The 24,232-nt window shown below is 53.4% G+C and carries 25 protein-coding genes; 12 read left to right on the top strand and 13 right to left on the bottom strand.

Annotation, left to right across the window (positions count from 1 at the left end; all coding sequences use genetic code 11):
* Positions 1-9: 9 nt before the first annotated feature.
* From SIB80_RS01220 to SIB80_RS01230, 3 genes are read right to left on the bottom strand one after another with little or no spacing between them, the layout of a single operon-like run.
* Positions 10-900, bottom strand: coding sequence for a formate/nitrite transporter family protein (locus SIB80_RS01220; protein WP_041374994.1), 891 nt, complete (start codon positions 898-900; stop codon positions 10-12).
* Positions 901-957: 57 nt separating this feature from the next.
* Positions 958-1,101: a hypothetical protein gene (locus SIB80_RS01225; RefSeq protein ID WP_063396578.1), complete on the bottom strand. Its 144-nt coding sequence runs from the start codon at positions 1,099-1,101 to the stop codon at positions 958-960.
* 52 nt (positions 1,102-1,153) lie between these two features.
* Positions 1,154-2,782: a ferredoxin--nitrite reductase gene (locus SIB80_RS01230; RefSeq protein WP_063420743.1), complete on the bottom strand. Its 1,629-nt coding sequence runs from the start codon at positions 2,780-2,782 to the stop codon at positions 1,154-1,156.
* A 699-nt stretch (positions 2,783-3,481) separates the two neighbouring features.
* On the opposite strand from SIB80_RS01230, the gene SIB80_RS01235 reads away from it, so the two are divergent.
* Both SIB80_RS01235 and cobA read left to right on the top strand, forming a co-directional pair.
* Positions 3,482-4,267: a CbiX/SirB N-terminal domain-containing protein gene (locus SIB80_RS01235; RefSeq protein ID WP_413352102.1), complete on the top strand. Its 786-nt coding sequence runs from the start codon at positions 3,482-3,484 to the stop codon at positions 4,265-4,267.
* Positions 4,264-5,049, top strand: coding sequence for a uroporphyrinogen-III C-methyltransferase (gene cobA / locus SIB80_RS01240; protein WP_011131601.1), 786 nt, complete (start codon positions 4,264-4,266; stop codon positions 5,047-5,049). Before SIB80_RS01235 ends, cobA begins: the two co-directional genes overlap by 4 nt.
* 42 nt (positions 5,050-5,091) lie before the next feature.
* Here cobA and ureC read toward each other — a convergent pair whose 3' ends face one another.
* The 4 genes from ureC to SIB80_RS01260 are packed head-to-tail and all read right to left on the bottom strand — an operon-like array spanning position 5,092 to position 8,460.
* Complete coding sequence (gene ureC / locus SIB80_RS01245) at positions 5,092-6,816, bottom strand: urease subunit alpha (RefSeq protein WP_063420741.1); 1,725 nt, start codon at positions 6,814-6,816, stop codon at positions 5,092-5,094.
* A gap of 36 nt (positions 6,817-6,852) precedes the next feature.
* On the bottom strand, positions 6,853-7,170 hold the full coding sequence (locus SIB80_RS01250; RefSeq protein ID WP_011131599.1) for an urease subunit beta: 318 nt from the start codon (positions 7,168-7,170) through the stop codon (positions 6,853-6,855).
* 9 nt (positions 7,171-7,179) lie between these two features.
* Complete coding sequence (locus SIB80_RS01255) at positions 7,180-7,482, bottom strand: urease subunit gamma (protein WP_011131598.1); 303 nt, start codon at positions 7,480-7,482, stop codon at positions 7,180-7,182.
* An 18-nt stretch (positions 7,483-7,500) separates the two neighbouring features.
* Positions 7,501-8,460 carry an urease accessory protein UreD gene (locus tag SIB80_RS01260; protein ID WP_063420874.1) on the bottom strand — a complete coding sequence of 320 codons (960 nt, stop codon included), beginning with the start codon at positions 8,458-8,460 and terminating at the stop codon, positions 7,501-7,503.
* A gap of 83 nt (positions 8,461-8,543) precedes the next feature.
* Here SIB80_RS01260 and ureE point away from each other — a divergent pair, with 83 nt between their 5' ends.
* From ureE to urtE, 8 genes are all read left to right on the top strand, one after another.
* The gene (ureE, locus tag SIB80_RS01265) at positions 8,544-9,056 is read left to right on the top strand and encodes an urease accessory protein UreE (protein ID WP_063420873.1); all 513 of its coding nucleotides are present in this window, start codon (positions 8,544-8,546) and stop codon (positions 9,054-9,056) included.
* The gene (locus SIB80_RS01270) at positions 9,056-9,739 is read left to right on the top strand and encodes an urease accessory protein UreF (protein WP_063420740.1); all 684 of its coding nucleotides are present in this window, start codon (positions 9,056-9,058) and stop codon (positions 9,737-9,739) included. Before ureE ends, SIB80_RS01270 begins: the two co-directional genes overlap by 1 nt.
* A complete protein-coding gene (gene ureG / locus SIB80_RS01275) occupies positions 9,739-10,347 on the top strand; it encodes an urease accessory protein UreG (protein ID WP_063398605.1) in 609 nt (202 codons plus the stop codon). The genes SIB80_RS01270 and ureG overlap by 1 nt, the downstream gene beginning before the upstream one ends.
* A 117-nt stretch (positions 10,348-10,464) precedes the next feature.
* The gene (gene urtA, locus SIB80_RS01280; protein WP_011131593.1) at positions 10,465-11,760 is read left to right on the top strand and encodes an urea ABC transporter substrate-binding protein; all 1,296 of its coding nucleotides are present in this window, start codon (positions 10,465-10,467) and stop codon (positions 11,758-11,760) included.
* Positions 11,761-11,858: 98 nt separating this feature from the next.
* Entirely contained in the window at positions 11,859-13,013 is a 1,155-nt protein-coding gene (locus tag SIB80_RS01285) for an ABC transporter permease subunit (protein WP_011131592.1), read from the top strand.
* A gap of 4 nt (positions 13,014-13,017) precedes the next feature.
* Positions 13,018-14,145: an urea ABC transporter permease subunit UrtC gene (gene urtC, locus SIB80_RS01290; protein ID WP_063420739.1), complete on the top strand. Its 1,128-nt coding sequence runs from the start codon at positions 13,018-13,020 to the stop codon at positions 14,143-14,145.
* Positions 14,142-14,894: an urea ABC transporter ATP-binding protein UrtD gene (urtD, locus tag SIB80_RS01295; RefSeq protein WP_063420738.1), complete on the top strand. Its 753-nt coding sequence runs from the start codon at positions 14,142-14,144 to the stop codon at positions 14,892-14,894. The genes urtC and urtD overlap by 4 nt, the downstream gene beginning before the upstream one ends.
* 43 nt (positions 14,895-14,937) lie before the next feature.
* The gene (urtE, locus tag SIB80_RS01300) at positions 14,938-15,645 is read left to right on the top strand and encodes an urea ABC transporter ATP-binding subunit UrtE (RefSeq protein ID WP_063420872.1); all 708 of its coding nucleotides are present in this window, start codon (positions 14,938-14,940) and stop codon (positions 15,643-15,645) included.
* A gap of 30 nt (positions 15,646-15,675) precedes the next feature.
* On the opposite strand, the gene SIB80_RS01305 is transcribed toward urtE, so the two are convergent.
* The 3 genes from SIB80_RS01305 to queC are packed head-to-tail and all read right to left on the bottom strand — an operon-like array spanning position 15,676 to position 18,550.
* Entirely contained in the window at positions 15,676-16,536 is an 861-nt protein-coding gene (locus tag SIB80_RS01305; RefSeq protein ID WP_063420737.1) for an aminotransferase class IV, read from the bottom strand.
* The gene (locus SIB80_RS01310) at positions 16,533-17,873 is read right to left on the bottom strand and encodes an anthranilate synthase component I family protein (protein WP_063420736.1); all 1,341 of its coding nucleotides are present in this window, start codon (positions 17,871-17,873) and stop codon (positions 16,533-16,535) included. The genes SIB80_RS01305 and SIB80_RS01310 overlap by 4 nt, the downstream gene beginning before the upstream one ends.
* Complete coding sequence (gene queC / locus SIB80_RS01315) at positions 17,870-18,550, bottom strand: 7-cyano-7-deazaguanine synthase QueC (protein WP_063420871.1); 681 nt, start codon at positions 18,548-18,550, stop codon at positions 17,870-17,872. Before queC ends, SIB80_RS01310 begins: the two co-directional genes overlap by 4 nt.
* 15 nt (positions 18,551-18,565) lie before the next feature.
* Between queC and SIB80_RS01320 the strand changes: the two genes are divergently transcribed.
* Positions 18,566-18,931, top strand: coding sequence for an ecotin family protein (locus tag SIB80_RS01320; protein ID WP_063420735.1), 366 nt, complete (start codon positions 18,566-18,568; stop codon positions 18,929-18,931).
* A 145-nt stretch (positions 18,932-19,076) separates the two neighbouring features.
* A complete protein-coding gene (locus SIB80_RS01325; RefSeq protein WP_236066206.1) occupies positions 19,077-19,247 on the top strand; it encodes a hypothetical protein in 171 nt (56 codons plus the stop codon).
* A 238-nt stretch (positions 19,248-19,485) separates the two neighbouring features.
* On the opposite strand, the gene SIB80_RS01330 is transcribed toward SIB80_RS01325, so the two are convergent.
* The 3 genes from SIB80_RS01330 to SIB80_RS01340 form a co-directional block, all read right to left on the bottom strand.
* Positions 19,486-20,247 (bottom strand): transposase, encoded by a 762-nt coding sequence (locus tag SIB80_RS01330; protein ID WP_063420734.1) that lies wholly within the window; start codon positions 20,245-20,247, stop codon positions 19,486-19,488.
* A 61-nt stretch (positions 20,248-20,308) separates the two neighbouring features.
* Positions 20,309-21,736 carry a SagB family peptide dehydrogenase gene (locus SIB80_RS01335; RefSeq protein WP_063420733.1) on the bottom strand — a complete coding sequence of 476 codons (1,428 nt, stop codon included), beginning with the start codon at positions 21,734-21,736 and terminating at the stop codon, positions 20,309-20,311.
* Position 21,737: 1 nt separating this feature from the next.
* Positions 21,738-24,020, bottom strand: coding sequence for a TOMM precursor leader peptide-binding protein (locus SIB80_RS01340; RefSeq protein ID WP_063420732.1), 2,283 nt, complete (start codon positions 24,018-24,020; stop codon positions 21,738-21,740).
* Between the last annotated feature and the right edge of the window lie 212 nt (positions 24,021-24,232).

Raw genomic sequence — 24,232 nt, forward strand, 5'->3', positions numbered from 1 at the left:
TGTTCTAGATCAGCGTGCCCCTAGTTCGGCGGCGAGTTCACGTTCCAGCTTCTCATCGTGAACCGTAGGCAGTACGTTGCTCATTTGGGTGCGATGGGTGCTGTAGAAGAGCATGCCGATAAACACCATCCCGCCAATGATGTTGCCGAGGGTGACTGGAATGAAGTTCCAAACGATTACCTGGCCAAAAGAAACGCCTGAACCAAGCATGGGTCCGGCGGTGTGCAGGAACATGTTCACCACGATGTGCTCCATTCCCATGGTTTGGAATGCTGTGATCGGCAGCCAGCAGGCCAAAATTTTGCCAGGTACGCTCTTACTAACTAGGGCCATGGTCACACCCAGACAAACCAACCAGTTCGCGATCAATCCGCGCAGGAAGGCCAAGAAGAAGCCAAGGGATTGAAGGTTCTCGTATTTGGTAACAACGTTGGTTTTGTTGAGGGCAATGATCTTCGCTGCTACCTGTTGCCACATGCCGCCACCATCGGCAGCGGAGGCGGGATCCACGGTGCCACCGCTGGTCAGGCTGATTGCCATCAGTAGGGCAACCACAGCAGTGCCGATCCAGTTGCCGAGCCAGACCCAACCCCAGTTGCGGAAGGTGGCTCCCCAGGTGCTCTTGCCGGCCCATGTGGCCATAGGCAGCAGAGCGAAGTTACCGGTGACCAGTTCCATGCCGAACAGCACGATGCTGGCAAAGCCGAAGGGGAAGAGCAGGGATCCCAACCATGGCTGACCACTCTTGAGACCAACTGTGAGTGCAAGGATCACAGCAAGGCCGAGAATGGCCCCGGAATAGAAGCCACGCACCAGCAAGTTCTTGACGCTGACAGTGGCTTTTTTGCCGCCGGCGGTAATCATGCCGTCGACAAGTTCGTTAGGTAGGACGTAGTCCATTTGTGACGCCGTGGCGCTCATGTTGGTAGATGCGTAGGTTTAACGAGAGGAGGATTTTTAGCCACTGATGGTGTTCATCAGGCGTGAGAAGACATCTCGGCCACCTTCTTTTTGATTGATTGCAGGCTTGTCGCTACCGCTGTTGCTTAACCAGTTGACAAAGCGAGAGAAAAGATCACGTGCTTGGGAAGTCGATTGCATGGTGGGGCTTGATAGGTGATTGATTTAAGAACGGTGGTTTAGCGATCGCAGCTCAAGGGGATGGGCTGCTGTTTTCGCCTAAATTGCTGAACCAGTTCATGAAGTTGGAGAAAGGGTCGCTGTTCTGCTTCGGTTGGCTACGAGGTTGAGCACCGAAGCGTTCGATCAGTAATTCCCGCAGCACGTCTTTCAGTTCGCTGCCAGGAATGCCTTTGCGATGCAGTGTCCCGATTCGGGCATCCGGCCCTTGCCGGCCTTCAAGGCTGAGGTCATAGGCCTCAACCATGCCTTGGCCCCCGTTCGGTGCACGGGCTTTGGTTCCTGTGAGGCCGATTGCGCCCATGTAGGCCTGGCCACAGCTGTTGGGACAGCCAGTCCAATGGACTTTTATTTCTTCAGGGAGGATGAGTTCTGCATCCAGTTGATGGGCCATTGCCATGGCCTGATCTTTGGTGTTTGTAAGGGCGAAGCTGCAGTACGTATTTCCTGTGCAGGAGACAGTGCCGGCGGCAAAGGAACCGGGTTCAAGTGGAAAACGCTGTAGCAGTGGATCAGCTTGAAATTTGTCGAGGTTGGTATTTGATAGCCCCACCAAAATGATGTTCTGGTCTTCAGTAAGACGAATTTCACCACTGCCATAGTTAAGACTGGCGCTAGCAAGATCCTGAAGATCTTCTGCGCGTAATCGTCCAACGGGTACATGCATGCCGGCGTAGTGAAGCCCTGTTTGTTTCTGAGGGTGGATTCCGTAAAAAGAGCGAGGCTTGTCGTCAAATACAGAACCGGGATCAGGAGTTAGCGGTCCAAATTTTTCCGCCACCATGGTGCGAAACGCTTCGATGCCCACGCTGTCGAGGTACATGCGAAACCTGCCCTTAGGGCGATTGTTACGCTCACCGTTATCTCGCCATAGCGTTAGAATAGTGCCGGTGAGCCGACAGATTTCATTGGGTTTAACCCAGGCATTTAAAGGCAGCGCATAGTCATTCATCTGCGAGGAGAGGATCCCTCCGAGCCAGACGCCGAAACCCATCACCCCATCGTGTTCCACTGGATGGAAGATGATGTCGTTATGGAGCAGGAAATTATCGCGGGCCCCTGCAACTGCCGTATTCCATTTGCGGGGCAGGTTGGAGAATTCATGATTTCCTTTTCCTTGATTCGTGAGGAAATTTTGTAGTTCAGTTGTGTAAGGGCGAGTATCAACAATTTCAAGAGGGTCAATCCCAGCCAGTGGATTTCCTGTGACATTGCGTGGGTTATCAAAACCTGATTGGATTGTGTTGAGACCTGCCTCTTCAAGACGTCTGAGGATTTCGGGAAGATCACTCAGTAAAACACCACGAAGTTGTAGGTTTTGGCGTGTTGTGATGTCGCAACTGCCGTCTTCTCCGTAGCGACCCACAATTGAGGCCACTACTTTTATTTGGTGGCTATTGAGAACACCATTTGGTATCCTTAGCCGTAGCATGAACTTGCCAGGAGTTTTGGGTCGCCAGAACATTCCATACCATTTCAGGCGCAGTTCGAGGTCTGTTTTATCGACCTGTTCCCAACCAACCTGAGCAAAGGTTTCAAGTTCATCACCAACATCTAAGCCATCTTTAAAAGCTTTGTTTTGCTCAATTTTGTTGAGCTTCTTTCCTTGGAGAAATTGTTTAGCAGGAGAGCTAATAACCATGACATTTTGTTGAAATTAAACTTGAAAAGAAGTGATCATGTTTTTTTAAACTTTATTCGCTTATTCGATGCCCATGGTTTTTAGACTCTGCCATTATTGAAGTAAGGGTAAGTTGCGAATGGAGTCATTAAGCCTGATGGAAGAGGGCATTGGCGGTATCAGATTGAACAAAACTGAGCATTTGTGTGAAATTCAAGATTTGGTGTCTTTGTATACATTCTGAGCCCGGCTGATGTTGGCTGAGCTAGGGGTGTTAAGGAGTCAGGCCACGCTGCGAATGGAGTCATTAAGCCTGATGGAAGAGGGTATTGGCGGTATCAGATTGAACAAAACTGAGCATTTGTGTGAAATTCAAGATTTGGTGTCTTTGTATACATTCTGAACCCGGCTGATTTGACCGAGCCAGGGGTGTTGAGGATTCAGGTCACGCTGCCAATGGAGTCATTAAGCCTGATGGAAGAGGGTATTGGTGGTATCAGATTGAACAAAACTGAGCATTTGTGTGAAATTCAAAATTTGGTGTTTATCGATACATCTAGGTGCACAAGTTTCTTTCTTTATGGTTGCTGTGTATAAATTTTAAGTGATTTCAGTATTGGCGGCCTATCTCTCCCAACCAGCGGATTGTGCCTTGTCTGAGCATTTTCCACACACGGTTCATGGCAGCTAAATCCCTTTCGAAGTCACTGTTAAAGCGTTTTGAGCGGGTTGCACCCTGTCTGCCTTGGCGACCACTCGTCCTCAACCGAGTTTGCGACTGTGTTCGATAGCGACGGGATGCCATGGTTGCAGTCGACTATTAAGACTGGCATGACTTCACCAGTTTCGGATGTCTTAGATCCGTGGCCGTTGTTACGAAAGCATGAGGAGGATGGTTGTAAGCGTGCTTTGCGTTTGATCGTGCATGGCCGTGCTGGTGGGTATGTTCCTTCTTGTGTGCGTTCTTTTGCTCTGCAGGTCGCGCAACGTCGAGGCACACCTGTGCTGGTAGAGGCCTTAACGGCTACTGATCGCCATGAGCAGAGTGCAGATCCTATTTGGCTGGTTCCTTTGTTGTTGCTGCCTGGTTCTCATGTTCGAGAGGATGTGCCGTTGATTCGTCAGCGACTTCAGCAACAGGGTGTGAACACCAGGTTGGTGCCTTTCTTGGGTGCCTGGCCCTCTTGGTGGCGATTGTTACAGGAGTGGGTGCAGCGTCAGGATTGTCGTGATGGCTCTCTTGTTTTGGTTCACCATCCCCTTCGCCAGGGTGTTGCTCATCGCTATTTAAGTTTGCTGCAGCAGCGGCTGGCGTTGCCCATGCTTTCCTGGGACGATTGGCATGCTGATGTCGCTTCAGCGAAGGAGGCATCCACGCCTCTTTTTCTTGCCTTGGCGCCAATCCAGATTACGCAGACGCTGCGCGATTCTGGGGTGATGACTTCCCTACTTGAGATTGAGTTATTTCGATTGGGTTTGATTGATTTGCTGGCTGCATTGCCATGAGCTCTTTGGACTTTGGCACTGTGTATTTGGTGGGTGCAGGCCCTGGTGATCCTGATTTGCTCACACTGAAGGCTTATCGTCTGCTTCGCCAGTGCGGAGCCTTGGTTCACGATGCTCTGGTGCCTAAGGAAGTACTCGAGTTAGTGCCCGAGTCTTGTGAACGGCATTTTGTTGGTAAACGTCGAGAACGTCATTGGGTTCCACAGTCCAAGACAAATGAGTTGCTTGTTGAATTGGCTCAGAGTCATTCCTGTGTAGTACGCCTAAAAGGTGGTGATCCTTTTTTGTTTGGGCGGGGTGGTGAGGAGGCCGCCTATTTGCAGAGTCATGGGGTATCGGTGGAGGTGGTCCCTGGGATTACAGCGGGGATGGCTGCGCCGGCCTATGTGGGTATTCCTCTGACCCATCGTTGTGGTGGTAGTTCTGTCACCTTTGTGACAGGTCACGAGAAGATCGACAAACAGCGCCCTTCTGTGAATTGGAAGGATCTTGCTAGCGCAAGTGACAGCCTGGTGATTTATATGGGTTTGCATAACCTTGCTTATATCGTCGAAGAGTTGATTGCCGGTGGACTCGATCCAGCTACGTCCGCAGCAATCATTCAACAGGGCACTGTCGTAGGTCAGCGCTACCTCAAAGCTCCCTTGGAACAGTTGGTTCAAAGGGTGCAGAGCGAAGGGTTTGCAGCGCCGTCGATTGTGATTGTGGGTGCAGTAGTTGATGAACAGGTTGCAGAGTGTGCTCCTCAGCCGGCTGAGGTTGTGATGCCGATCAAGTCTTGATCTATTACTTAGCAACCTAAAGGTAGATGTTGAATTTAGCGTTTAAAGTAGAAGATATCGCTGGGCCATTGGTAGTTCTTCTGCGGGGTCGCATGTGAGTAAATCGCCGTCGGCGAACACCTCGTAAGTTTGTGGATCTACCTCTACTTTTGGTAGTGAATTGTTGTTGTGCATTTCTGCTTTGCCGATCGTGCGGGTGTTCAGAACGGGAATGCAGGCACGTTGCAGCCCCAGCTTGTTGGGAAGATCTGTTTCGATGGCCGCTTGGCTCAGGAAGGTGAGGCAGCTGGGGGCAAGGGCTTTGCCGAATGCTGCAAACATTGGTCTGCCATGGACTGGTCCAGGTGTTGGAATCGAGGCATTAGCATCGCCCATTTGCGCCCAGATGATTGACCCGCCCTTGATGACAAGTTCTGGCCGCACGCCGAAGAAACCTGGCTTCCAGAGCACCAAGTCTGCCAGTTTGCCTACCTCTACTGAGCCAACATGGTTGTCAATGCCGTGGGCAATGGCGGGGTTGATCGTTACCTTGGCGATGTAGCGCTTTAGGCGGTTGTTGTCGTTACGAGTGCCACGTGGATTGGCAGCATCTTCTGGCAGAGAGCCTCTCTGAACTTTCATCTTGTGAGCGGTCTGGAATGTTCTGGTAATCACCTCTCCGACTCGTCCCATCGCTTGGGAATCACTGGCAATGATGCTGAAGGCACCGAGGTCGTGGAGAATATCTTCCGCGGCGATCGTTTCACGACGGATGCGCGATTCGGCAAAGGCCACATCTTCAGGAATCGCTGGATCTAGGTGGTGGCAAACCATGAGCATGTCGAGGTGCTCTTCCAGGGTGTTGCGGGTGTAAGGCCGGGTTGGATTTGTGGAGCTGGGCAGCACGTTGCTTTCACCACAGATACGGATGATGTCTGGTGCATGGCCTCCACCGGCCCCTTCGGTATGGAAGGTGTGGATGGTGCGTCCGCCGATGGCTCGGATTGTGTCTTCTACAAAACCTGCTTCATTGAGCGTGTCTGTGTGGATGCAGACCTGGACATCAAAGCGATCGGCTACCGAAAGACAGCAGTCAATAGCTGCTGGAGTGGTACCCCAGTCTTCGTGGAGTTTGAGGCCGCAGGCTCCAGCTAGCACTTGCTCCTCGAGAGCTTCAGCTGTACTGGCATTGCCTTTACCAAAGAAGCCAAGATTTATCGGCAATCCTTCAGCTGCTTGCAGCATGCGGCTGATGTGAAAGGCGCCAGGTGTACAGGTAGTGGCATTGGTGCCTGTTGCCGGACCTGTACCACCACCGAGCATGGTGGTAACGCCGCTAGCCAGGGCAGTCTCGATTTGCTGTGGGCAGATGAAATGGATGTGGCTATCGATGGCGCCGGCGGTCACGATGTGACCCTCTCCAGCAATGGCTTCAGTGCCTGGGCCGATCACAATGTCAATCCCGTCAGTGATGTCGGGATTGCCAGCCTTGCCGATGGCAACGATCCGTCCGTCTCGTAGGCCGATATCTGCTTTGACGATCCCCCACCAGTCGAGGATCAGGGCATTGGTGATCACGGTGTCAACAGCACCATTGGCGCGGGATTGCTGGGATTGCCCCATGCCGTCGCGGATCACTTTTCCTCCACCGAATTTGACTTCTTCGCCGTAGGTGGTGAAATCGCGTTCCACCTCCAGGATCAACTCGGTGTCTGCTAGGCGTATACGGTCACCTGTGGTGGGGCCGTAGGTTTCGGCGTAGGCCTGGCGATCCATTCGGTAGGCCATAGCAATGCAGCGAAAGGGACGAGGTGTAGAAGCAGTTCAGTCGAGTGGTCCGTTGACCAGACCGTTGAAACCAAAAACCTTGCGGTGACCAGCAAGGGCAACCAGGCGCACGTCACGTTCGTCGCCGGGTTCGAAGCGGATCGCTGTTCCAGCAGGGATGTCCAATCGGTGCCCCCGTGCAGCATCACGATCGAAGTGCAGAGCTGTATTGGTCTCGAAAAAGTGAAAGTGGGAGCCAACTTGGATCGGTCGATCGCCACTATTGGCCACGCGCAGGGTGAGGGTTGGCCGGTTGCTGTTGAGTTCAAGCGTGCCCGGTTCAGGAATCAGTTCACCGGGGATTAGCGGAGGCATGGGGATTTTTTAGCGGATGGGGTCGTGGAGGGTGACCAATTTGGTGCCGTCCTTAAAGACGGCTTCGATTTGCACCTCCGGGATCAGTTCGGGAACACCATCCATTACCTGATCGCGACGCAGCCAGGTGCTGCCTTCGGCCATCAGCTCCGCGACGGATTGGCCGTCACGAGCGCCTTCGATGACAAGGAAGCTGAGCCAGGCCACGGCTTCGGGGTGGTTGAGCCGCAGGCCGCGGTTGAGGCGTCGTTCTGCAAGCAGGGCAGCGGTGACGATCAGGAGTTTGTCTTTTTCCTGGGGGCTGAGGTGCATGGAAGCCAGGATTTCATTTCAGTGTGGCGAGGCAGAAGGCGATTGATGGTTCTTTGTGAACCTTTCGTTTGAGAACGTTCCCTCTTCTTGCAGGGGCCATTCTCGTGGAGGTTGAGGAGTGCTTAGCCGCCGTAGCTGGCGTGTGCGGGCCCAGAGGCGGGAAAACCATTGGCGCGCGGCTTGGCTTGATGGCCCTATATATCGGGCCACTAAGCCTTGATCGAGACCACCACAAGCCATGGACCCTTCTAGGTTTGCGCGATCTGTTCGACAGTTCCGCAGAAGTATCTCCATCACGTCGGCAGTCAGAGGATGCGGTGCGGCCCAAACAAAAGATCCGAACACGGGCTCTGTCCCCATGCCGTGCAAACTCTGCAGCACTTCGCTGTTGAGCTCGAGTTGATCGACTAGTTCCCATTGACGACCAATCGGGGTTTGTCGGCAGATCTCCAGGCTTGACCTCCAGGCGCCTTCGTTCAGTGTTTCTCCAGCAGCTGTGCGACCTAGGCGCACCACTTCGGCGCAGAGAAAACTGGCTTTTGGTTGCAGTTCGACTTGCATCCGTTGCTTGTAGAGGCCTCCTTGAAAAACCACGAGCTCTTGGGGTAACCATTCCAGATCAGCATTGGTTTCTAGTTCGAAGTGACACTCTTGACTTGCCCATCGGCCTTTGGGGTGTTGTTTGGAGCGGCCTACGGAGCCATAGACCTTCTGGGCAGCCACACTCGTGACCAGGCCGCGGCTGTCTGCTCCAGCTTTGACATTCACACTGAGCTGATCTCCTCCGACCAAACCCCCTGCGGTGTGAAGTAAGGGCAGTTGACAGCGGCCGTCGTGATCAAGATTGGCACGCTGAATCTTGAATGGAGCCGTGCATTGGCTCTGATGCACGGTGAGCTGGGATTGAAGATCGTCTGTCGCAGTTTTGCTGATCAGTTGCAAGGAACATTGGCCGTGCCAGGGTCTATCGCCAGTCATCGGAGCACGCTGTGATCGAGCACGGTTTAACTCTTTAGCAACACTCACGGATGGAGCAGTTGCCGTTTGGCAGGCTTATGGTCATGAGCTTGGTCGATTTTCCTTCTCTCGATACTGTTCCGGTGCTCACCCGCAGGCTTGATGCTGTTGGGGTTGAGGCTTGTATGGAATTGCCTCTCACTGCTGAAGAACGCACACGTTTGCGAGGGCTGCGATGCACGGCTTGTGGTCAGTCCGTCTTATTGCAATTGCCGCGGCAGGGCCCATTGCAGCCTGGAGAAAGTTTGGCTGCGGCGGAAGGGCCTGTTTTGGTGAGGGTGGTCGCTGCTCCTGAGAAACTGTTGGTGGTTAGGGCTCCTTCAGAACTGGCTCTGCTTGAGGCGGCTTATCACTTGGGTAATCGTCACGTGGCACTAGAGCTACGCACGCAGCAGCTGCGTTTGCTAGATGATCCTGTCTTAGCCGATCTGCTGCGGGTGCGTGGCTTGGCTTTGGAGTCTCTGATGGAGCCATTTTATCCGGAGCCTGGGGCCTATCAAGGCGTCCATAGCCATGATCACCAGCCCATTGATGGGCAGCAACAACGTCATCAGTGATGAGCAGTCTCGCTTTGCTTCAGCTTGTTAGCCCGGCTTTGCCGGTGGGTGCGTTCAGTTATTCGGAGGGTTTGGAACTGCTGGTGCAGCGAGATCAGCTTCAGGATCGAGCAACTTTGGCAAGTTGGTTGGAGGCGGAGCTAAGTCGCGGGCAGGTCATGATCGAAGCTGCTGCTTTGCGCCCGCTGCGTCATTCCCTCAGCCAATGGCAGGTGAGTGCTGAGCAGGGCAAAGTTGACCATGGCACTGACGTGCGCGATTGGGCTCAATGGTTGATTGCACTGCGAGATGCGGCTGAAGTAAGAGCGCAGCAACAGCAGATGGGCCGCTCTCTTTTGCAGTTATTAGCTGACCTGGGTCATCCTCTCCCTGATGGAGGAGTGGATTTTGGTTGGCCAGTGGCGTGGGCTTGGGCTGGTTTGTCTTGGGAGATAACGCCTTTGGAGGTTGTGCAGGGTTACTTGTTTGGCTGGGTGGCTAATCAGCTCAGTGCGGCCGTGCGTCTTGTTCCGCTTGGGCCAACTGAGGCACAACGGTTGCAGCGTCAGCTTCAGCCGCTGATTGAAATGCAGGCCCGTAGCTTGCTTGATGTGGATCCAAAGCAGCTTTGGTGCGGAGGAGTGGGTTCTGCTATTGCACAGCTCTCCCATGCTGAGCTGTATTCCCGATTATTCCGGAGCTGATGAGTAGCAAACTGCGTTTAGGTGTGGCTGGCCCGGTGGGTTCGGGTAAGACAGCACTAGTGGAGGCAATGTGTCGCCGTCTACGAGATCAGTTGCAATTGGCAGTTGTCACCAATGACATCTATACCCAGGAAGATGCAGAGTTCTTGACGCGTGTTGGAGCTCTTGAGCCAGAGCGTATTCGCGGAGTGGAAACAGGCGGTTGTCCTCATACTGCTATTCGTGAGGATTGTTCGATTAATCGCGCGGCCGTAGAAGATCTGGAGCGAAATTTTCCAGATCTTGATGTTGTGCTTGTTGAGAGTGGTGGCGATAATCTTGCCGCCAGCTTTAGTCCAGAATTGGTGGACCTTTGCATCTATGTGATTGATGTGGCGGCTGGCGACAAGATCCCTCGCAAGGGTGGCCCTGGGATTACACGCTCGGATTTATTGGTGATCAACAAGATTGATCTCGCTGTCCATGTCGGGGCCGATTTGGAAGTGATGAAGCGCGATACGACGCGGATGCGGGGAGAGCGCCCTTGGTGCTTCACCAACTTGCGGAGCGGCGATGGCTTGGAGAGCGTGCTGCAATTTTTGTTGCAACAGCTACCAAATCGCCCTTAGCAATGATCAGCGCAAAGGGCTTTGTATCATTCACTACAGAATCATGCCTGGCTGATCTTTACGTTCCCCAGGCCGCCCGAATAGGCGTGCTCCATATTCTGCCTATCTACGGTTTCAATGAACGTTTCATTCTCAAAGCGCCTTGTGGCTGGCTTCGCCGCAACCGCCGTTGGTGTCAGCATTACGGCTTGCGGTGGTGGTAGTGATAAAACCGCTAATACCGATTTCGACGACACGGTCACGGTTGGTATCCTCCATTCCTTAAGTGGCACCATGGCCATCTCGGAGTCCACCCTTGTGGACACAGAGAAAATGGCGATTGAAGAGATCAACGCTGCCGGTGGTGTTGAAGTTGATGGCAAGAAATACAAGATCGACTACATCGTTGAAGATGGCGCTTCTGATTGGCCAACCTTCGCTGAGAAGTCCAAGAAGTTGATCGATCAAGATAGTGTTCCTGTTGTCTTTGGTGGTTGGACTTCCGCAAGCCGTAAGGCGATGCTGCCGGTTTACGAATCGAAGAATGCATTCCTCTATTACCCGATTCAGTACGAAGGCCAGGAGTGTTCCAATAACATCTTCTACACAGGTGCGACTCCGAATCAGCAGTCGGAGCCTGCAACCAAGTTCATGTTCGAGAAGTCGCCCGCTGCTGGCAAGCCCTTCTTCCTTGTAGGTTCTGATTACGTTTTCCCTCGCACCTCCAATACCATCACTAAGGAGCAGGTCAAAGCTCTAGGTGGCAAAGTGGTTGGAGAGGATTATTTGCCCCTCGGCAACACTGAAGTGGCGCCGATCATTGCCAAGATCAAGAAGGCATTACCTGATGGTGGTGTGATCATCAACACCCTTAATGGTGACCAGAACGTTGCTTTCTTTAAGCAGATTCAGGATGCCGGACTTACTCCTGAAAATGGCTACTACGTGATGAGCTATTCCATCGCGGAAGAAGAGATCAGCACGATCGGGCCTGAGTTTCTTGAGGGACACTATGGGGCTTGGAATTACATGATGTCGATTGATACGCCTGCTTCGAAGAAGTTTGCATCTGACTTCAAGGCCAAATATGGCAATGATCGTCAGGTTGCTGACCCTCAGGAGTCGGCTTACAACATGGTGTATCTGTGGAAAGCTGCGGTCGAGAAGGCCAATAGCTTTGATGACGACAAGGTTCGTGAAGCTTTGATCGGAATTGAGTTTGATGCGCCTCAGGGTCCTGTGAAAGTGATGCCAAACCATCACCTGTCCCAGACCGTACGTATCGGCAAGATCACCAAAGATGGTCAGTTCGAGATTCTCGAAGAGACCGATGGCCCTGTGGCTCCACAGGCTTGGAACCAGTTCGAGCCCAGTTCTAAGGGCTATGCTTGCGACTGGACTGATGCCAACAAAGGCGAGAAGTACAAGCTTTGATTGCCTCGCCAAGGCGTTTTTCCGCTTTGGCATTGTTTGGGAGGAGTCCGGAAACGGGCTCCTCCTTTCGTCGTTTTTCTGGTCTCTGATCTTCGCCCGTGCAACTGCTTCTTGAAAGTCTTTTCAATGGTGTGGCCATCGGCTCGGTGCTGCTGGTTGCTGCCCTCGGACTGGCGATAGTCTTCGGCCTGATGGGTGTCATTAACCTCGCCCATGGCGAGTTGATCATGCTCGGGGCCTACACCACTTATGTGGTACAGCTGATCTTCAAGCTGCCTGCTCTGCAGCCTTTCTACAACGCTTATGTGTTGGTGGCGATTCCTCTGGCATTCATCGTTAGTGGTGTGGTTGGTATCTTGCTAGAACGCACCGTGATTCGTCGTCTCTACGGCAACCCGTTGGAGACATTGTTGGCGACATGGGGCGTTAGCCTGATTCTGCAGCAGTTTGTGCGCAGTTTTCCATTGGCTTATGCGGCTGGCTTGGTGCTGGCGTTAGTGCTTGGCTTCAGTCTGCCGATCATTCTTCCTGACAAGCTTTTGCAGGGGCCGCGGGCCCGCCTGGTGCGTGCTGGAAGCTGGCTTGTGTCGGCTCTGGCTGGGGTGTTACTGGCGGGTGGTTTGGCCTCTCAGATCAGTCGCATCGCTCGTGCGACCTCTCGTAATGTCGATGTCACGGCACCTAAGTGGATGCGTGGGGGGATTGAACTGTCGGGCATGACCTTCCCTGTACCACGTTTGGTGATCATTGTGATCACGATCCTCGCTGTACTCGGTATCACCTGGTTCTTGAATCGCAGTGTGTGGGGGATGCGCATCAGGGCAGTGACTCAGAATCGTTCCATGAGTGATTGCCTTGGCATCTCAACCGATACTGTGGATGTGCTTACCTTTGGCATCGGCTCCGGTTTGGCTGGCATCGCTGGGGTAGCGGTGTCTTTGTTGGGATCCGTGGGACCCAACGTCGGCACTTCTTATATCGTTGGTTGCTTCATGGTGGTGGTGCTTGGAGGTGTGGGAAATCTGTTCGGCACTGTGTTGGCCTCCTTTGCTATTGGGGTGCTAACAGACCTGATCGGTGCTGGACGTTTGCTCAGTATCTGGCCTTCGATGCCTGCGCCTTTGGCGAGTGTGGTTGATTTTTTTGCTACCACGAGCATGGCCCAGGTGATGGTGTTTGCGCTGATTGTGGTGTTCCTGCAGTTCCGACCTGCTGGTCTGTTTCCCCAGAGGGGACGCATGGTGGAGGCTTAAATCGATGTTGAAAGCGTTTCAACAACGCCGTTGGCCCCTGGTGATTGTCTGGGTCTTGATCATTGCTGCGATTGTGGCGGCGCCTGCAGTGGTGTCGGTATTTGGGCTCAACCTGCTCGGTCGTTTTCTCTCTCTCTCGATCGTGGCCCTCGGCATCGATTTGATTTGGGGTTTTACAGGCTTATTGAGCCTGGGTCAGGGCATCTTCTTTGCGCTCGGTGGTTACGCAGCCGCAATGTACCTTCAGCTCAATAGCTCGAGCGAACAACCCAACGGGATTCCAGAGTTCTTCGGCCTTTATGGGGTGGATCAACTGCCTGGATTTTGGCAGCCGTTTCATTCGCCTTGGTTCACGCTGATTGCTATCTGGCTGATCCCTGCACTGCTTGCCGCGCTGTTAGGCAACTTGGTGTTCCGCAACCGGATCAAGGGAGTTTATTTTTCGATTCTTACCCAGGCCGCCTTGCTGGTTTTCTTTAATTTCTTCAACGGACAGCAGAAACTGATCAATGGCACCAACGGTCTTAAGACCGATGTCACAGAGCTCTTTGGCCAGCAGGTGGGCTCTGCATTCATGCAGCGAGGCTTCTTCTGGTTAACGGCCGTGATGGTGATCCTGGCCTGGTTGGCTGTGCGCTGGGTGGTGCGTGGCCGTTTTGGTGAAGTGTTGATCGCCATTCGCGATGATGAGCCGCGTTTGCGTTTTGCTGGTTACAATCCCACCTTGTTTAAAACCATCGTGTTTGCGATGGCTGGTGGCTTGGCCGGCATCGGCGGTGCTCTTTACACCGTTCAGTCCGGTATCGTCTCGCCGCAATACATGACTGTTCCCTTTTCAATCGACATGGTGATTTGGGTGGCAGTGGGCGGACGCGGAACTTTGATTGGTGCCATTCTTGGAGCCCTAGTCATTAATTTGGCGAGGAGCCAAATCAGCACGTTTTGGCCAGAAGGCTGGCTATTCATCCTGGGAGGCTTGTTTATTCTCGTCGTTACGGCACTACCAGAAGGTGTTGTGGGCTGGTGGCAGGCGGGTGGGCCACGAAACCTGCTTACTCGCTTGGGTGTCGCGCGCAGGATCGGTACCTATCCACGATTGGAAATGGATGGCAAGGAGGAGGTGCAGTCATGACAACTGCTTTGCTTGAGCTGCGTCAAATCAGTGTCAGCTTTGATGGCTTTATGGCACTGCGTGATCTCAATCTCAGCCTGCAGCCAGGAGAATTGCGTGCCGTGATTGGTCCCAACGGTGCAGGCAAGACCACCTTCCTTGACGTGATCACTGGCAAGCTTCGACCAACGGCAGGTGATGTTTTGTTTAAGGGCCAATCTCTTTTAAATAAGCCGGAACACAGGATTGCGCGGCTTGGGATCGGCAGGAAGTTTCAGAGCCCGAGAGTCTTCGAAAACCTCACTGTTGAGGAAAACCTCGCCTTGGCGGTCAGTCATCCAAAGCGTCCTTGGCCACTCTTAAGCGCAGGTCTTAGTGCTGTTGAGCGCGATCGCATTGCCCATTTGATGGGTATCGTTTCTCTACAGCAGCGTGCGCATCAAGTTGCTGGATCGTTGTCTCATGGACAGAAGCAGTGGTTGGAGATCGCCATGCTTGTGGGTCAGTCTCCTGACCTGTTATTGGTTGATGAACCAGTTGCTGGTTTGACGGATGAGGAAACTGATCTCACCGCGGATCTGCTTAAGTCTCTCGTTGGTGATCACACTGTTTTGGTGATTGACCATGACATGGAGTTCATCCGACGCCTGGAGAGTCAGGTTTCTGTTCTTCATCAGGGCCACGTTCTCTGCGAGGGCTCGATGGATCAGATTCAGTGTGATCCACGCGTGATCGAGGTGTATCTAGGTCGCAATGAGGAGGCTGCTTGATGCAGAGATTTCTACCTATGCCGTTCATGATTTGGTTAAGCCGATGACCATACTCGAGATTCGGGGCTTAAATACCTACTATGGAGAGAGTCATATCCTTAGGGATGTCGACCTCACTGTGAAAGCTGGTGAGATGGTCTGCTTGATCGGCCGCAACGGTGTAGGTAAGACCACGTTGTTGAAATCGTTAATCGGTCTGTTGCGTCCTCGTAGTGGAGAGATTCTGTTTAGCGGCGAAGTTTTGGATCGCCATCCTCCGCATCAGCGGGCTCGTGCGGGCATTGGTTATGTGCCTCAGGGGCGAGAAATTATTCCCCATCTGACGGTGGAGGAGAACCTGATGCTGGGGATGGAGGCATTGCCCGGCGGCTTGGCTCGTAACCACAGCATTGACAAGCTTGTCTATGAGTTGTTCCCGATTCTGCAGGAGTTTTTGCCGCGTAAAGGCGGAGATCTCAGCGGTGGGCAACAGCAACAGCTTGCGATTGCTCGGGCTCTGCTTGGTAAGCCGAAATTGCTCCTGCTAGATGAACCGACGGAGGGTATTCAGCCTAATATTGTTCAAGACATTGAAAGAGCTGTTCGACGCATCATTGCCGAGACAGGGATTGGCGTTCTTTTGGTAGAGCAGCATCTGCACTTTGTTCGTCAAGCTGATCGTTACTACGCCATGCAACGAGGTGGCATTGTGGCCAGTGGTCCGACTAGCGACCTTAGCCAGGCAGTGGTGGATCAATTCCTAAGTGTATGAGTGCGTATGGAGATGTTTAGGGCTGGGGCATTAATCTGTATGCCTGGGAGAAGTGTCAGTGTTGTTGGCTTTTAAGAGGGAGTACCAAAGGCCTTCAGGATCCGACCATGCTCTGAGCAGATGATCATCGAGCTTCACGATGGGTTGGCAGCTGAGGCTATTAATCAGTAGCCATTGATCATCTTTTTCTGGTGTGGCTTCTAGTTGAGTTTCTTGCAACCATCCATGTTCGAGGCCCTGTTGTCGCATGACACCTGGTAGACAGCCACTAGCAAGTCGTGGTGTGAGCCAATGATTGTTTCGTCGCACGATGAGGTTTGCGGTACTGCCACAACAAAGTTCACCGCTTGTGCTGAGCAGTATGGCCTCATCGCAATTCGCTTTCTGTGCTTCGTGGCGGGCCTGTATCGCTTGACCGTAGGCGAAGGTTTTGCAACGACTCAAGCGACTATTGGCGTTGCGACGCTCATGGCAACTGATGATCGTCTTAAGTGGAGTAAAGCAGGGCTCCACTGCATTCAGCTCTAGCCAGAAGCGATGGGTTGTTGAACGCGGGTTGCTCTGGGGCAGGCTGATGCCTCGGCTTGACCTATCGCCACGGCTCCAGTTGAGGCGTAGGGCCCCATTGCCATTGTCCAAGTTGCATTGTTTCAGGCCCTCTTTGATCAGAGGTGTCAACCATTTCGCTGTAGGCGGGGGGGCCATCCCTAGCAGGCATGCGCTGGTCTGCCAGCGGCTGAGATGAGCATTGAGGAGTTGTGGATGTCCATCAAGGATCAGAATTGTCTCAAAGATGCCATCGGCAAGCTGCAGGCCTCGATCTCTTAGAGGAAGAGCGAGCTCCGCAGTGCTACCCCAGTTGCCATCGATCCAGGCAATCTGGTTTTTCATTGCAGTGCCTCCAGTAGTGGCAGCAGTTTCCAGTTCAGCTCATCAGCTTCGCAATAGGGGTCGGAACCGGTCACGATGCCGCAGCCGGCATGGGCTCGTAAGGTGTTGCCCTCGAGCAACATCGAGCGAATCAGAATGCTGCTGTCGAGCTGCCCATCCCAGTTGAGATGCAACAACGAGCCGCAATAGGGCCCGCGTGCTGTTGGTTCCAGTTCGTTCAGCCGCTGACAGGCGCGCAGCTTGGGGGCACCGCTGATGGAGCCTCCCGGCCAACAGGCTTGTAGTAGGTCTACCCAAGATTGGGTTGATCGAAGCTGTCCTTGCACGACTGAGGTGAGGTGATGCACATGGGGATAGCTCTCCAGGCCTACCAATTGAGGCACTGTGATGGAGCCGGGTTGACAGACTCGCCCAAGATCGTTGCGCAATAGATCGACGATCATCACGTTTTCAGCTCGGTCTTTGCTGCTGCAAACAAGATCAGCTGCCAGATCAGCGTCTTGGCTTTGGTTGTGGTGGCGAGGTCGGGTCCCTTTGATTGGTCGCGTTTCAACTGCTCCTGTTGGGCGAGCTTTTAGGAAACGCTCTGGAGAGGCGGAGATCACGGCTTCACCTTTTGCAAGGCCTGCAGCTATCACCAGGCCGGCAAAGGGAGCTGGGTTGTGGTGGCGAAGTTTTAGGAAAAGGTCAACGGCGAAGCTTCCTGAAGGGATCGTGGTGGTACAGCAAGCGCTGAGATTGGCCTGGAAAATATCGCCGCTGGCAATCCAATGTCTGATCTGTTGCACATCACGTGCATAGTCATCTCTAGTGGTGAGCCATTCCCATGCATTGACGGGAATTGTGAGGTCTGTTGTTGCAAGTAACGACTCATCTTTGCTGTTTTCAGATGCATTCTCAGATTGCTGGGCTTCTAGCCAGTTAGCTAGTTCTTGCAGTCGTTTGGGATGACACCCTTCGATCCAGAGCTGATGCTTTTGAAGGTCGAATCGCAGTACAGGATCATGTTGCGCCATCCACAGAGTTGCCATGGAATCTGCTTTCCATGGATTTTTGGGTTCTATCCAGGCTCCTGCCTCATAGCTGAGCCAGCCTGTCCAGTGCCCTGGTTCTAGATCACGGAGGGCTTCGAAGGGGTTGCTGGCGTCTTTTTCGCCAGGTATGCCTCGGCAACAAATCTGATTAATGGGATCGACTGCCAGAGTCGCCCAACGACCTAGACCACTGCCGTCTCCATCTAGCCACACCAGACCAGCTTCTCCCCAAGTTTTGGTGAGTTGTTTTGCCAACTTCGCTGGTTCTTGCCAGCGGCAAAGTCGTCGCTCCAGAGCAGTCATGGTGTCGGCTTGCTGCAGAGATCTGATCTGCCAGCCTCGCTCAAAGCTGCATCGCGGATGCGGCAGCTGTCGCATATGCCGCAGGCATGATCGCCTCCGCTATAGCAACTCCAAGTTTTTTCGATTGGCACCCCTAGCCGTAGCGCCTCTTGCACAATCCGTTTCTTGTGCCAATGCATGAGTGGAGCCCAGAGCTTGATCCCATGTCCTTCACGGCCAGCTTTATTGGCCAGATCAGCCAAGGCCTGATAGGCCTTGAGATAGTCAGGTCTGCAGTCTGGGTAGCCGGAGTAGTCCATTGCATTGACCCCTAATACCAGCTGATTGGCATTGCGGGCTTCGGCAAGACTGAGGCCAATTGCAATGAAGACCGTGTTGCGTCCAGGTACGTAAGTGTTGGGGATCACTCCGTCAACGACTCCTTCACTGGGTACTGTTTGCGTTAGATCGGTGAGGGAAGAGCCTCCCCAACTTCCTAGGTTGACATTGATTACATGGTGTTCAGTGAGGCCCATGTGGGCCGCGAGCTCTTCAGCGGCTTGCAGTTCTTTGCGATGTCGTTGCCCGTAATCAAAGGAAAGTCCGATCACTTTTTGCCCAGCCTCTATGGCCAGGGCTGCGGCAGTCGCCGAATCAAGTCCGCCTGAGAGCAGGGCAATCGTTTTGGAGTCGCTCATGCTGGACATTCTGTTGTGCACGTTGACGTGGCGGTATTCATTCAGACCAGGTCTTTGTTTTGGCTTTTAGCCCTTCTAGCGACTTCAGGAGCAGCACCGGTAGGGGCCATCCCACGCCTTGATTTGACGGCTTATCCATTGCCTGCGCAAGATCAGCAACGTTGGCTGATTCAGCTTCCTGGATTGCTGCCTCGCAGTTCTGACCCTGCCGTGTCTTCAAATCCTGCCGATTGGCGGGTTCAATTGATTGTTGGTCAAAACGTTCAGCTCGATTGCAATCAGCAATCTTTAGTTGGTCATCGATTGAGGATGATGAGGCTCAATGGGATGACCAGGAAAGAACTGTTTTTAATTCCACCTCATGTTTCAGTTTGCCTGTAAAAACAGATATCAGCGCGATTATGAACTAAAGAATCATTAGCCAGGCTTCTCTTAATGTCAGAAGAACAACTCAAAGCCTTTTGGGAAGCAGTCCAGGCGGATACTTCTCTGAAGAAAGCTAAGGGCTGCAACAGACGCTGATTCAATCGTTAGTATTGCTAAAGAGGCAGGTTTTGAGATTACTGCTGAAGAGGTAAAGGAAGCTCAAGCTCAGCTGTCAGATGCTGAAAAGAATCTCGGAGCTGCTGGTGGGGTAACTGCTGGGCCGTGGCCAGATGGAGATTTGCCGTCGTGTGTTTGCTTTAGAATTTTTTGATGGCAATCCTCGTCAAGGCTAGGGGCAGACTAGATACTCAACGCCCTCAGGGGGCTTTCTTTCTTCAACGACTTCCATATTCGCTTAAAACGGCATCCGATACCTGGCACCATTGACTTGCAGAAAGTTGCCTTGATGTCTTATTCAGCAGGCACCAACCACCAATAGTTTTTCGTATTCATCACAAATTCACCTTCAACTTCTTTTACCCTAAAACTATTTATATTCTCTAACTTAATCACCACAGATTGAGGCTTTGATCGCTATCTCTGATTCCATTTGTTGTTCTAAATCTCACAGCAACTTGATACCACTCGTCTGGAATTTGATTAAGGCGAACATCCCAATCGCATGGCAGTCGTTGTTGACCTGGAGAAACCCTTTTCTTCTTGCTTCTAGTTCTTGCACTGCTCACCAACCGTTTGAGCATGCGACTAGCCCAGTGGCACTTAGGAGCGCCTTTGCCCTTGTGGCGATAGCGCTTGGCACATCCATCAAGCGTTGTCGAGAGCTTTAAAAAGGTAGGGCTCCATTCGCTGATGCCATCTGATTGCAACCTGCTGTAGTGGCCATAGTTGCTATAGGGGTCATAAAAGCCTTTGCTTGCCTCAGCCGCTTTGGGATTGGCATGGATAGTCCTCAAGGTATTCAGCATTCGCCGCTGATCTTTTGGGTGGATCGGCGTTGAGAAATACCTTGCCTCCCAGAAGTGCCCATAACGACCGCTCAAGCGGTTCAAGGCCATGGCTGAATACCAAGCGAACCAGTTCATCACCCTGGGCAGCTCACTTGCATCATCAGGGCGCAGCAGCAAGTGGAGGTGGTTGGCCATCAGGCAGAGCCCATAAACTTTCACGGCAAATTTCTGCTGGGCCTTTTTAAGTACTGCCAACAACACATCCCGCCTAAGGGCTTTAGCAATCAAGAACTGCCGGCTATTGCAGCGCAGCGTGAGATGAAAGGCATGCCCCTGTGGCAAGCAGCGAGGTGTTCTCGACATCTTTTCTGTTCACTGTTGCTTGTAATGCACCATTTCAAAAGAAACTTCAGCTTCTGCGCTATTAACAGCTTTCTTGTTTGATGTCGGCTGGTCGGCCCAAGATGAATTCACCCACGGGAATGTGCGCGAAGCGATCGAGCCCTGTCGCCTGGGCGAAGGTCTCTGAGTTGCCGGCACCCAGCCCGCAGGGGGCCAGGCCGAGAGCGGTGGCGACTAGATAGAGATGTTGGTAGATCACACCAACGTGCTTGAGGATTAGGGCATAGGGCATTCCTTCGTATTTCCAGGTCACCCGGCCGTAACGCGCAGCCAGGGTGATCAGAATATCTGGTTCCTGCGTCAGAGCTGCCCCTTGACCGGCTTCGAGTAGAAGTTGTTTGCAAACCTCACTCAGTTCACTTAGGCGTAGCAGCTGATGAGCCTGAGGGTCGTAGCGATATAGACCGGCCTCAAGGCCACTGCAGCGACGCACCGTGAGATACAGATCGATTTCATGGAGCCCTCCACCACCCGCTACCGGACGTGAGCAAGCCTCATAGTCCTGCTCTGATTCGACATTGCTTCCGAAACGTCGACGAATACGTGCCGTATACCAAAGCAGACGACTCAGTTGATCCAAATTCAGCGGAGTGTCCGCATAACTGCGGATCGATTGACGCTGTTCCACCACGTCAAAGAAGCTCGGATCCAACCCGGCTTTTACAGGTCGTGGCAGCACCACAGCCGGGAGGTGCTCGGCTGCCAGTAGCAGTGGCGGAGAGATGCAGACACCCGCACCCCGGAAGCTGGCACCCACGACGTGGCGATGCCAGCCGAGCCGAGAACGGTGATGCAGGGCTAAGTCCTCATAGCTCCAGCGGTGTCGCTCCGCTTCCTGATCCACATCCACTCCACCTTCCGCATCACAGACGCCGACCAGCCCAGCGGTCCGCAGCAGAGTGAGCAGATCCTGCCACTGGTCGCGGAGATCGTCCGGCAGCTGTTCGCGTAGTTGCTCCGTCGAACATGGAACTGCCAAGACAGGCAACAGAGACGATAGGCGCGCCTCTACTAGCTGTACCCGTCCAGCTGCGAACGGAACCTCCAGTTGCAGCTCTCCATGTTCGGGGCGGATACAGATAAACCGTGAGAACCGAATCTTGAAGGGCTCCTTCAATGGAGTGCGGCGTTGCAGTTGACGACCCATCGGCTCCAGCACCAGCGCTGCTCCCTTAGGGCCCATCAGCATGAGCGTGAGCCATCCACGCTGCTCCAATTGCATCAACTGCAGAAAGAGAGTCAATTGCACTGGCGCGCCGCCACCCTGCGCCGCCGCCGTAAACAGATCATTAGCGAGGCCACCCGACGATGCAAGCCTGCTAAGCATCCGTTTGAAGGCTTCATCCGCATGCTGGCAACGCACTACCCGGCCATCGCAGTCAACGAGCAGCTGATCGCAACTCTGCTCTTGCAGCGTCACGCCCTGCCGCAGCTTGTAGTGAATGGCCATGTCAGAAGAAGATCGGAATCGGGTTGAGTTCGTTTTCCTGTAAGGGCTGTTCAAGCCAGCCCATCTGCACAGGCACATCAAACAAACGCCCGGCAGCGTGTCGTGCCCAGAAATGCCGTAAACCAGGCACCACCACCTTCACCACTGGAATTCCAATCAGCGGTTGGGTCTGATTCAACACCAGCATCTCGAGCCCTTGGGCCTCAACACAGTCACGGCAATAATCGATGTCTTGCCGCAGATCACCGCTGTGCCGCTGGGGGAAATCCTCAAGGCGTCGCAATGGCCGCATTTCATCCGCTTTTAGATAGGGCTGCTTCTCAAGCGTGGCTGTTTTCAGCCACGTCAAGGTCTCTGTATCGTCAATGCCTGGATCATCTTTGCCCAAATCAGCATTGGCGATGCCAAGCATTTGATTCATCTCTGCTAGAGCACGTTGCACTGCAATGCGTGGATCGAGATGGCAGCCCAGGCCAAACATAATCCGTTCGGCTTCTCCATCCGTCAGCCTGGATAAAGCCACGATGCAAGGAATCCCCAGATCAGCGGTGATGTCTAGGGCCCATAACTCGCGGCCGAGAACGGCGTAATCTTTGATCAGGCGGTTAATCCAGATGTCCTGGCATGAGGCCAGGTCCACGCCGGGATGTCTCAGACGGTTGTACCACCAAATCGCAGTGGAATCGCGTTCCACGAGTTCCAGAAACCCTTGAAGTACAGCCTCCTCCAGCGTGTTGCCGGAAGCATTGCCGTTGGAGCAACCTATGGCGATCTGTAAGGGCTTAGTGGGGGATTCGAGCGCTTCCTGTGTGGGGTCCGGGCCCATGTAAAGCAGCTGTGTCGGCAGGTAACGACGACAACAATGCGTCAATGACCAGATCGGTGTCCACTCGATCTCCAGCTCTGGATCGAGTGGCGTGCAGACGACATTAAATCTGCTGCCGCTGGCATTTAACGCCTCACGCTCGTCGTATTGGTGTGCGCTGAATCTCATCACGGCATTCGGATGGATAGCCGCATCGCCATGCCGCTCCTGCATAGTGCGCAGACTGCCCTGCTCCACTATCTCCTCGCCGTGACGCTCGCCGCTGAACCGCTCTAGGGCTTCACATAACGCACTGGCACGGGCTTGCACATCCGAGGCACCTTTACCGGCGCTGCAGCTGCGCAGATTGCGGCGCAGATGATCCAGGCTCTCTATTCCCTGGGCACTGTTCTGTCCAGCGATGTAGACGTGAACGCTGCTCAGTTCGTTTTCTACCTGTCGCAGTTCACTGACGACACCGGTCATGGGGCTGATGAATCGCTCATAGCGTTTCAGGGTTTCTTCAGGTGCAATGTGGCGGTGACCGCCGTCTTGATCAAAAGCCACCGGACATGCCTCCAGCGTCACAGGCCGAAAGATCGGTTCCGCTGGACTACCGCACACCGGGCAGTGAGGATCGACGAGCAGTTCGTGACGGATGCTGCCGTAATCAGCGCAGTCGAAACTAATTAGATGGCCATCGCAGACCGGGGTTGCATTCGCCAGAACTCTTTTTACTTCAAGCGCCGCAAGCTGCGCCAGCATCCGAGTTGCCGCTTCGCTGGCAGCTCTAGGGATGAGCGCTGATAGAGGGGCTTCCCGCTGTGATGCCACGAAGCGTTCCAAAGGCCTTTGACGACGTAACCAGCGGGCAAGGCATGCATGACAACCAGGTTGATCACCACTGAATAAAGGTCCAAGCCACAATTGGCGACCGCGTGGTCGTAGTAGCAGCCAACGCTGGCCTTGTTGTCGAAAGCGTTGATTGAGTTCGACCACTTCCTCATTGAGGTAGTCATCACAAATCACTAGCGCCAGCGAGCTCTGCTCTCCAACCTCAGCAAGTGCGATGCTGCTGGATCGCAGAGCTTCCAGCACGGGTGTGGAATCCACCGCCCCGAGGGCAATCACTTCCACCCGAGCTGCTTCAACAAGACGGCAGGCCTGCTCAGGATCTACCTCAAGCTCAGCCCAGAACGAGGCCTCTGCAGGGCTTAGACGACTGACGGCTTCACATAGATAGCCACGCGCCTGCAGGGTAATCAGAGCGAAATAAACCTCGGCTTTTTTGTAGTCAGCCGAAAGCAGCTCAACGATCGCATCAGTTGAATGGTTGCCATCGAGCAGCGGAATCAACTGTTCATAGAGGGCGCCGTAGAGGGCATGGGCTCCGTTCTCTCGCAACAGCAGAACGCCTTCCCCTGGCAGCAGGAGTGGGTCGAAATGCGGCTTTAATTGAGGCGCTCGTAGGGAGCTCAACTGATGTGATGTGTAGGCTTCAGTACAAGCTAGAGGTGCTGCTTATCAGTGTCATTGGGGTTGACATGCATGCGCAAAGTCGGGAGGCCCAGTGCATCAGATGAGTTCATGATCAACCATTAATTTGCTCTTTAGGTCATTCCTGATCCAGATATTCAGTGCGCAAAGTCCAAAGTTGGCTCAAATTCGCTAACTCCATCACACATTAACGG

Origin of the sequence: Prochlorococcus sp. MIT 1327 (assembly GCF_047304785.1) — a bacterium.
GTDB classification, from domain to species: Bacteria; Cyanobacteriota; Cyanobacteriia; order PCC-6307; family Cyanobiaceae; genus Prochlorococcus; species Prochlorococcus marinus_D.

Coding starts and splice junctions, on each gene's coding strand:
- SIB80_RS01305 (WP_063420737.1), bottom strand. CDS start 16,536: ATGAAAAACCAGATTGCCTGGATCGATGGCAACTGGGGTAGCACTGCG.
- SIB80_RS01225 (WP_063396578.1), bottom strand. CDS start 1,101: ATGCAATCGACTTCCCAAGCACGTGATCTTTTCTCTCGCTTTGTCAAC.
- urtD (WP_063420738.1), top strand. CDS start 14,142: ATGACAACTGCTTTGCTTGAGCTGCGTCAAATCAGTGTCAGCTTTGAT.
- SIB80_RS01335 (WP_063420733.1), bottom strand. CDS start 21,736: ATGGCCATTCACTACAAGCTGCGGCAGGGCGTGACGCTGCAAGAGCAG.
- cobA (WP_011131601.1), top strand. CDS start 4,264: ATGAGCTCTTTGGACTTTGGCACTGTGTATTTGGTGGGTGCAGGCCCT.
- SIB80_RS01250 (WP_011131599.1), bottom strand. CDS start 7,170: ATGCCTCCGCTAATCCCCGGTGAACTGATTCCTGAACCGGGCACGCTT.
- ureC (WP_063420741.1), bottom strand. CDS start 6,816: ATGGCCTACCGAATGGATCGCCAGGCCTACGCCGAAACCTACGGCCCC.
- SIB80_RS01220 (WP_041374994.1), bottom strand. CDS start 900: ATGGACTACGTCCTACCTAACGAACTTGTCGACGGCATGATTACCGCC.
- SIB80_RS01255 (WP_011131598.1), bottom strand. CDS start 7,482: ATGCACCTCAGCCCCCAGGAAAAAGACAAACTCCTGATCGTCACCGCT.
- queC (WP_063420871.1), bottom strand. CDS start 18,550: ATGAGCGACTCCAAAACGATTGCCCTGCTCTCAGGCGGACTTGATTCG.
- SIB80_RS01310 (WP_063420736.1), bottom strand. CDS start 17,873: ATGACTGCTCTGGAGCGACGACTTTGCCGCTGGCAAGAACCAGCGAAG.
- urtE (WP_063420872.1), top strand. CDS start 14,938: ATGACCATACTCGAGATTCGGGGCTTAAATACCTACTATGGAGAGAGT.
- ureG (WP_063398605.1), top strand. CDS start 9,739: ATGAGTAGCAAACTGCGTTTAGGTGTGGCTGGCCCGGTGGGTTCGGGT.
- SIB80_RS01330 (WP_063420734.1), bottom strand. CDS start 20,247: ATGTCGAGAACACCTCGCTGCTTGCCACAGGGGCATGCCTTTCATCTC.
- urtA (WP_011131593.1), top strand. CDS start 10,465: ATGAACGTTTCATTCTCAAAGCGCCTTGTGGCTGGCTTCGCCGCAACC.
- SIB80_RS01260 (WP_063420874.1), bottom strand. CDS start 8,460: ATGACTGGCGATAGACCCTGGCACGGCCAATGTTCCTTGCAACTGATC.
- ureE (WP_063420873.1), top strand. CDS start 8,544: ATGAGCTTGGTCGATTTTCCTTCTCTCGATACTGTTCCGGTGCTCACC.
- urtC (WP_063420739.1), top strand. CDS start 13,018: ATGTTGAAAGCGTTTCAACAACGCCGTTGGCCCCTGGTGATTGTCTGG.
- SIB80_RS01230 (WP_063420743.1), bottom strand. CDS start 2,782: ATGGTTATTAGCTCTCCTGCTAAACAATTTCTCCAAGGAAAGAAGCTC.
- SIB80_RS01270 (WP_063420740.1), top strand. CDS start 9,056: ATGAGCAGTCTCGCTTTGCTTCAGCTTGTTAGCCCGGCTTTGCCGGTG.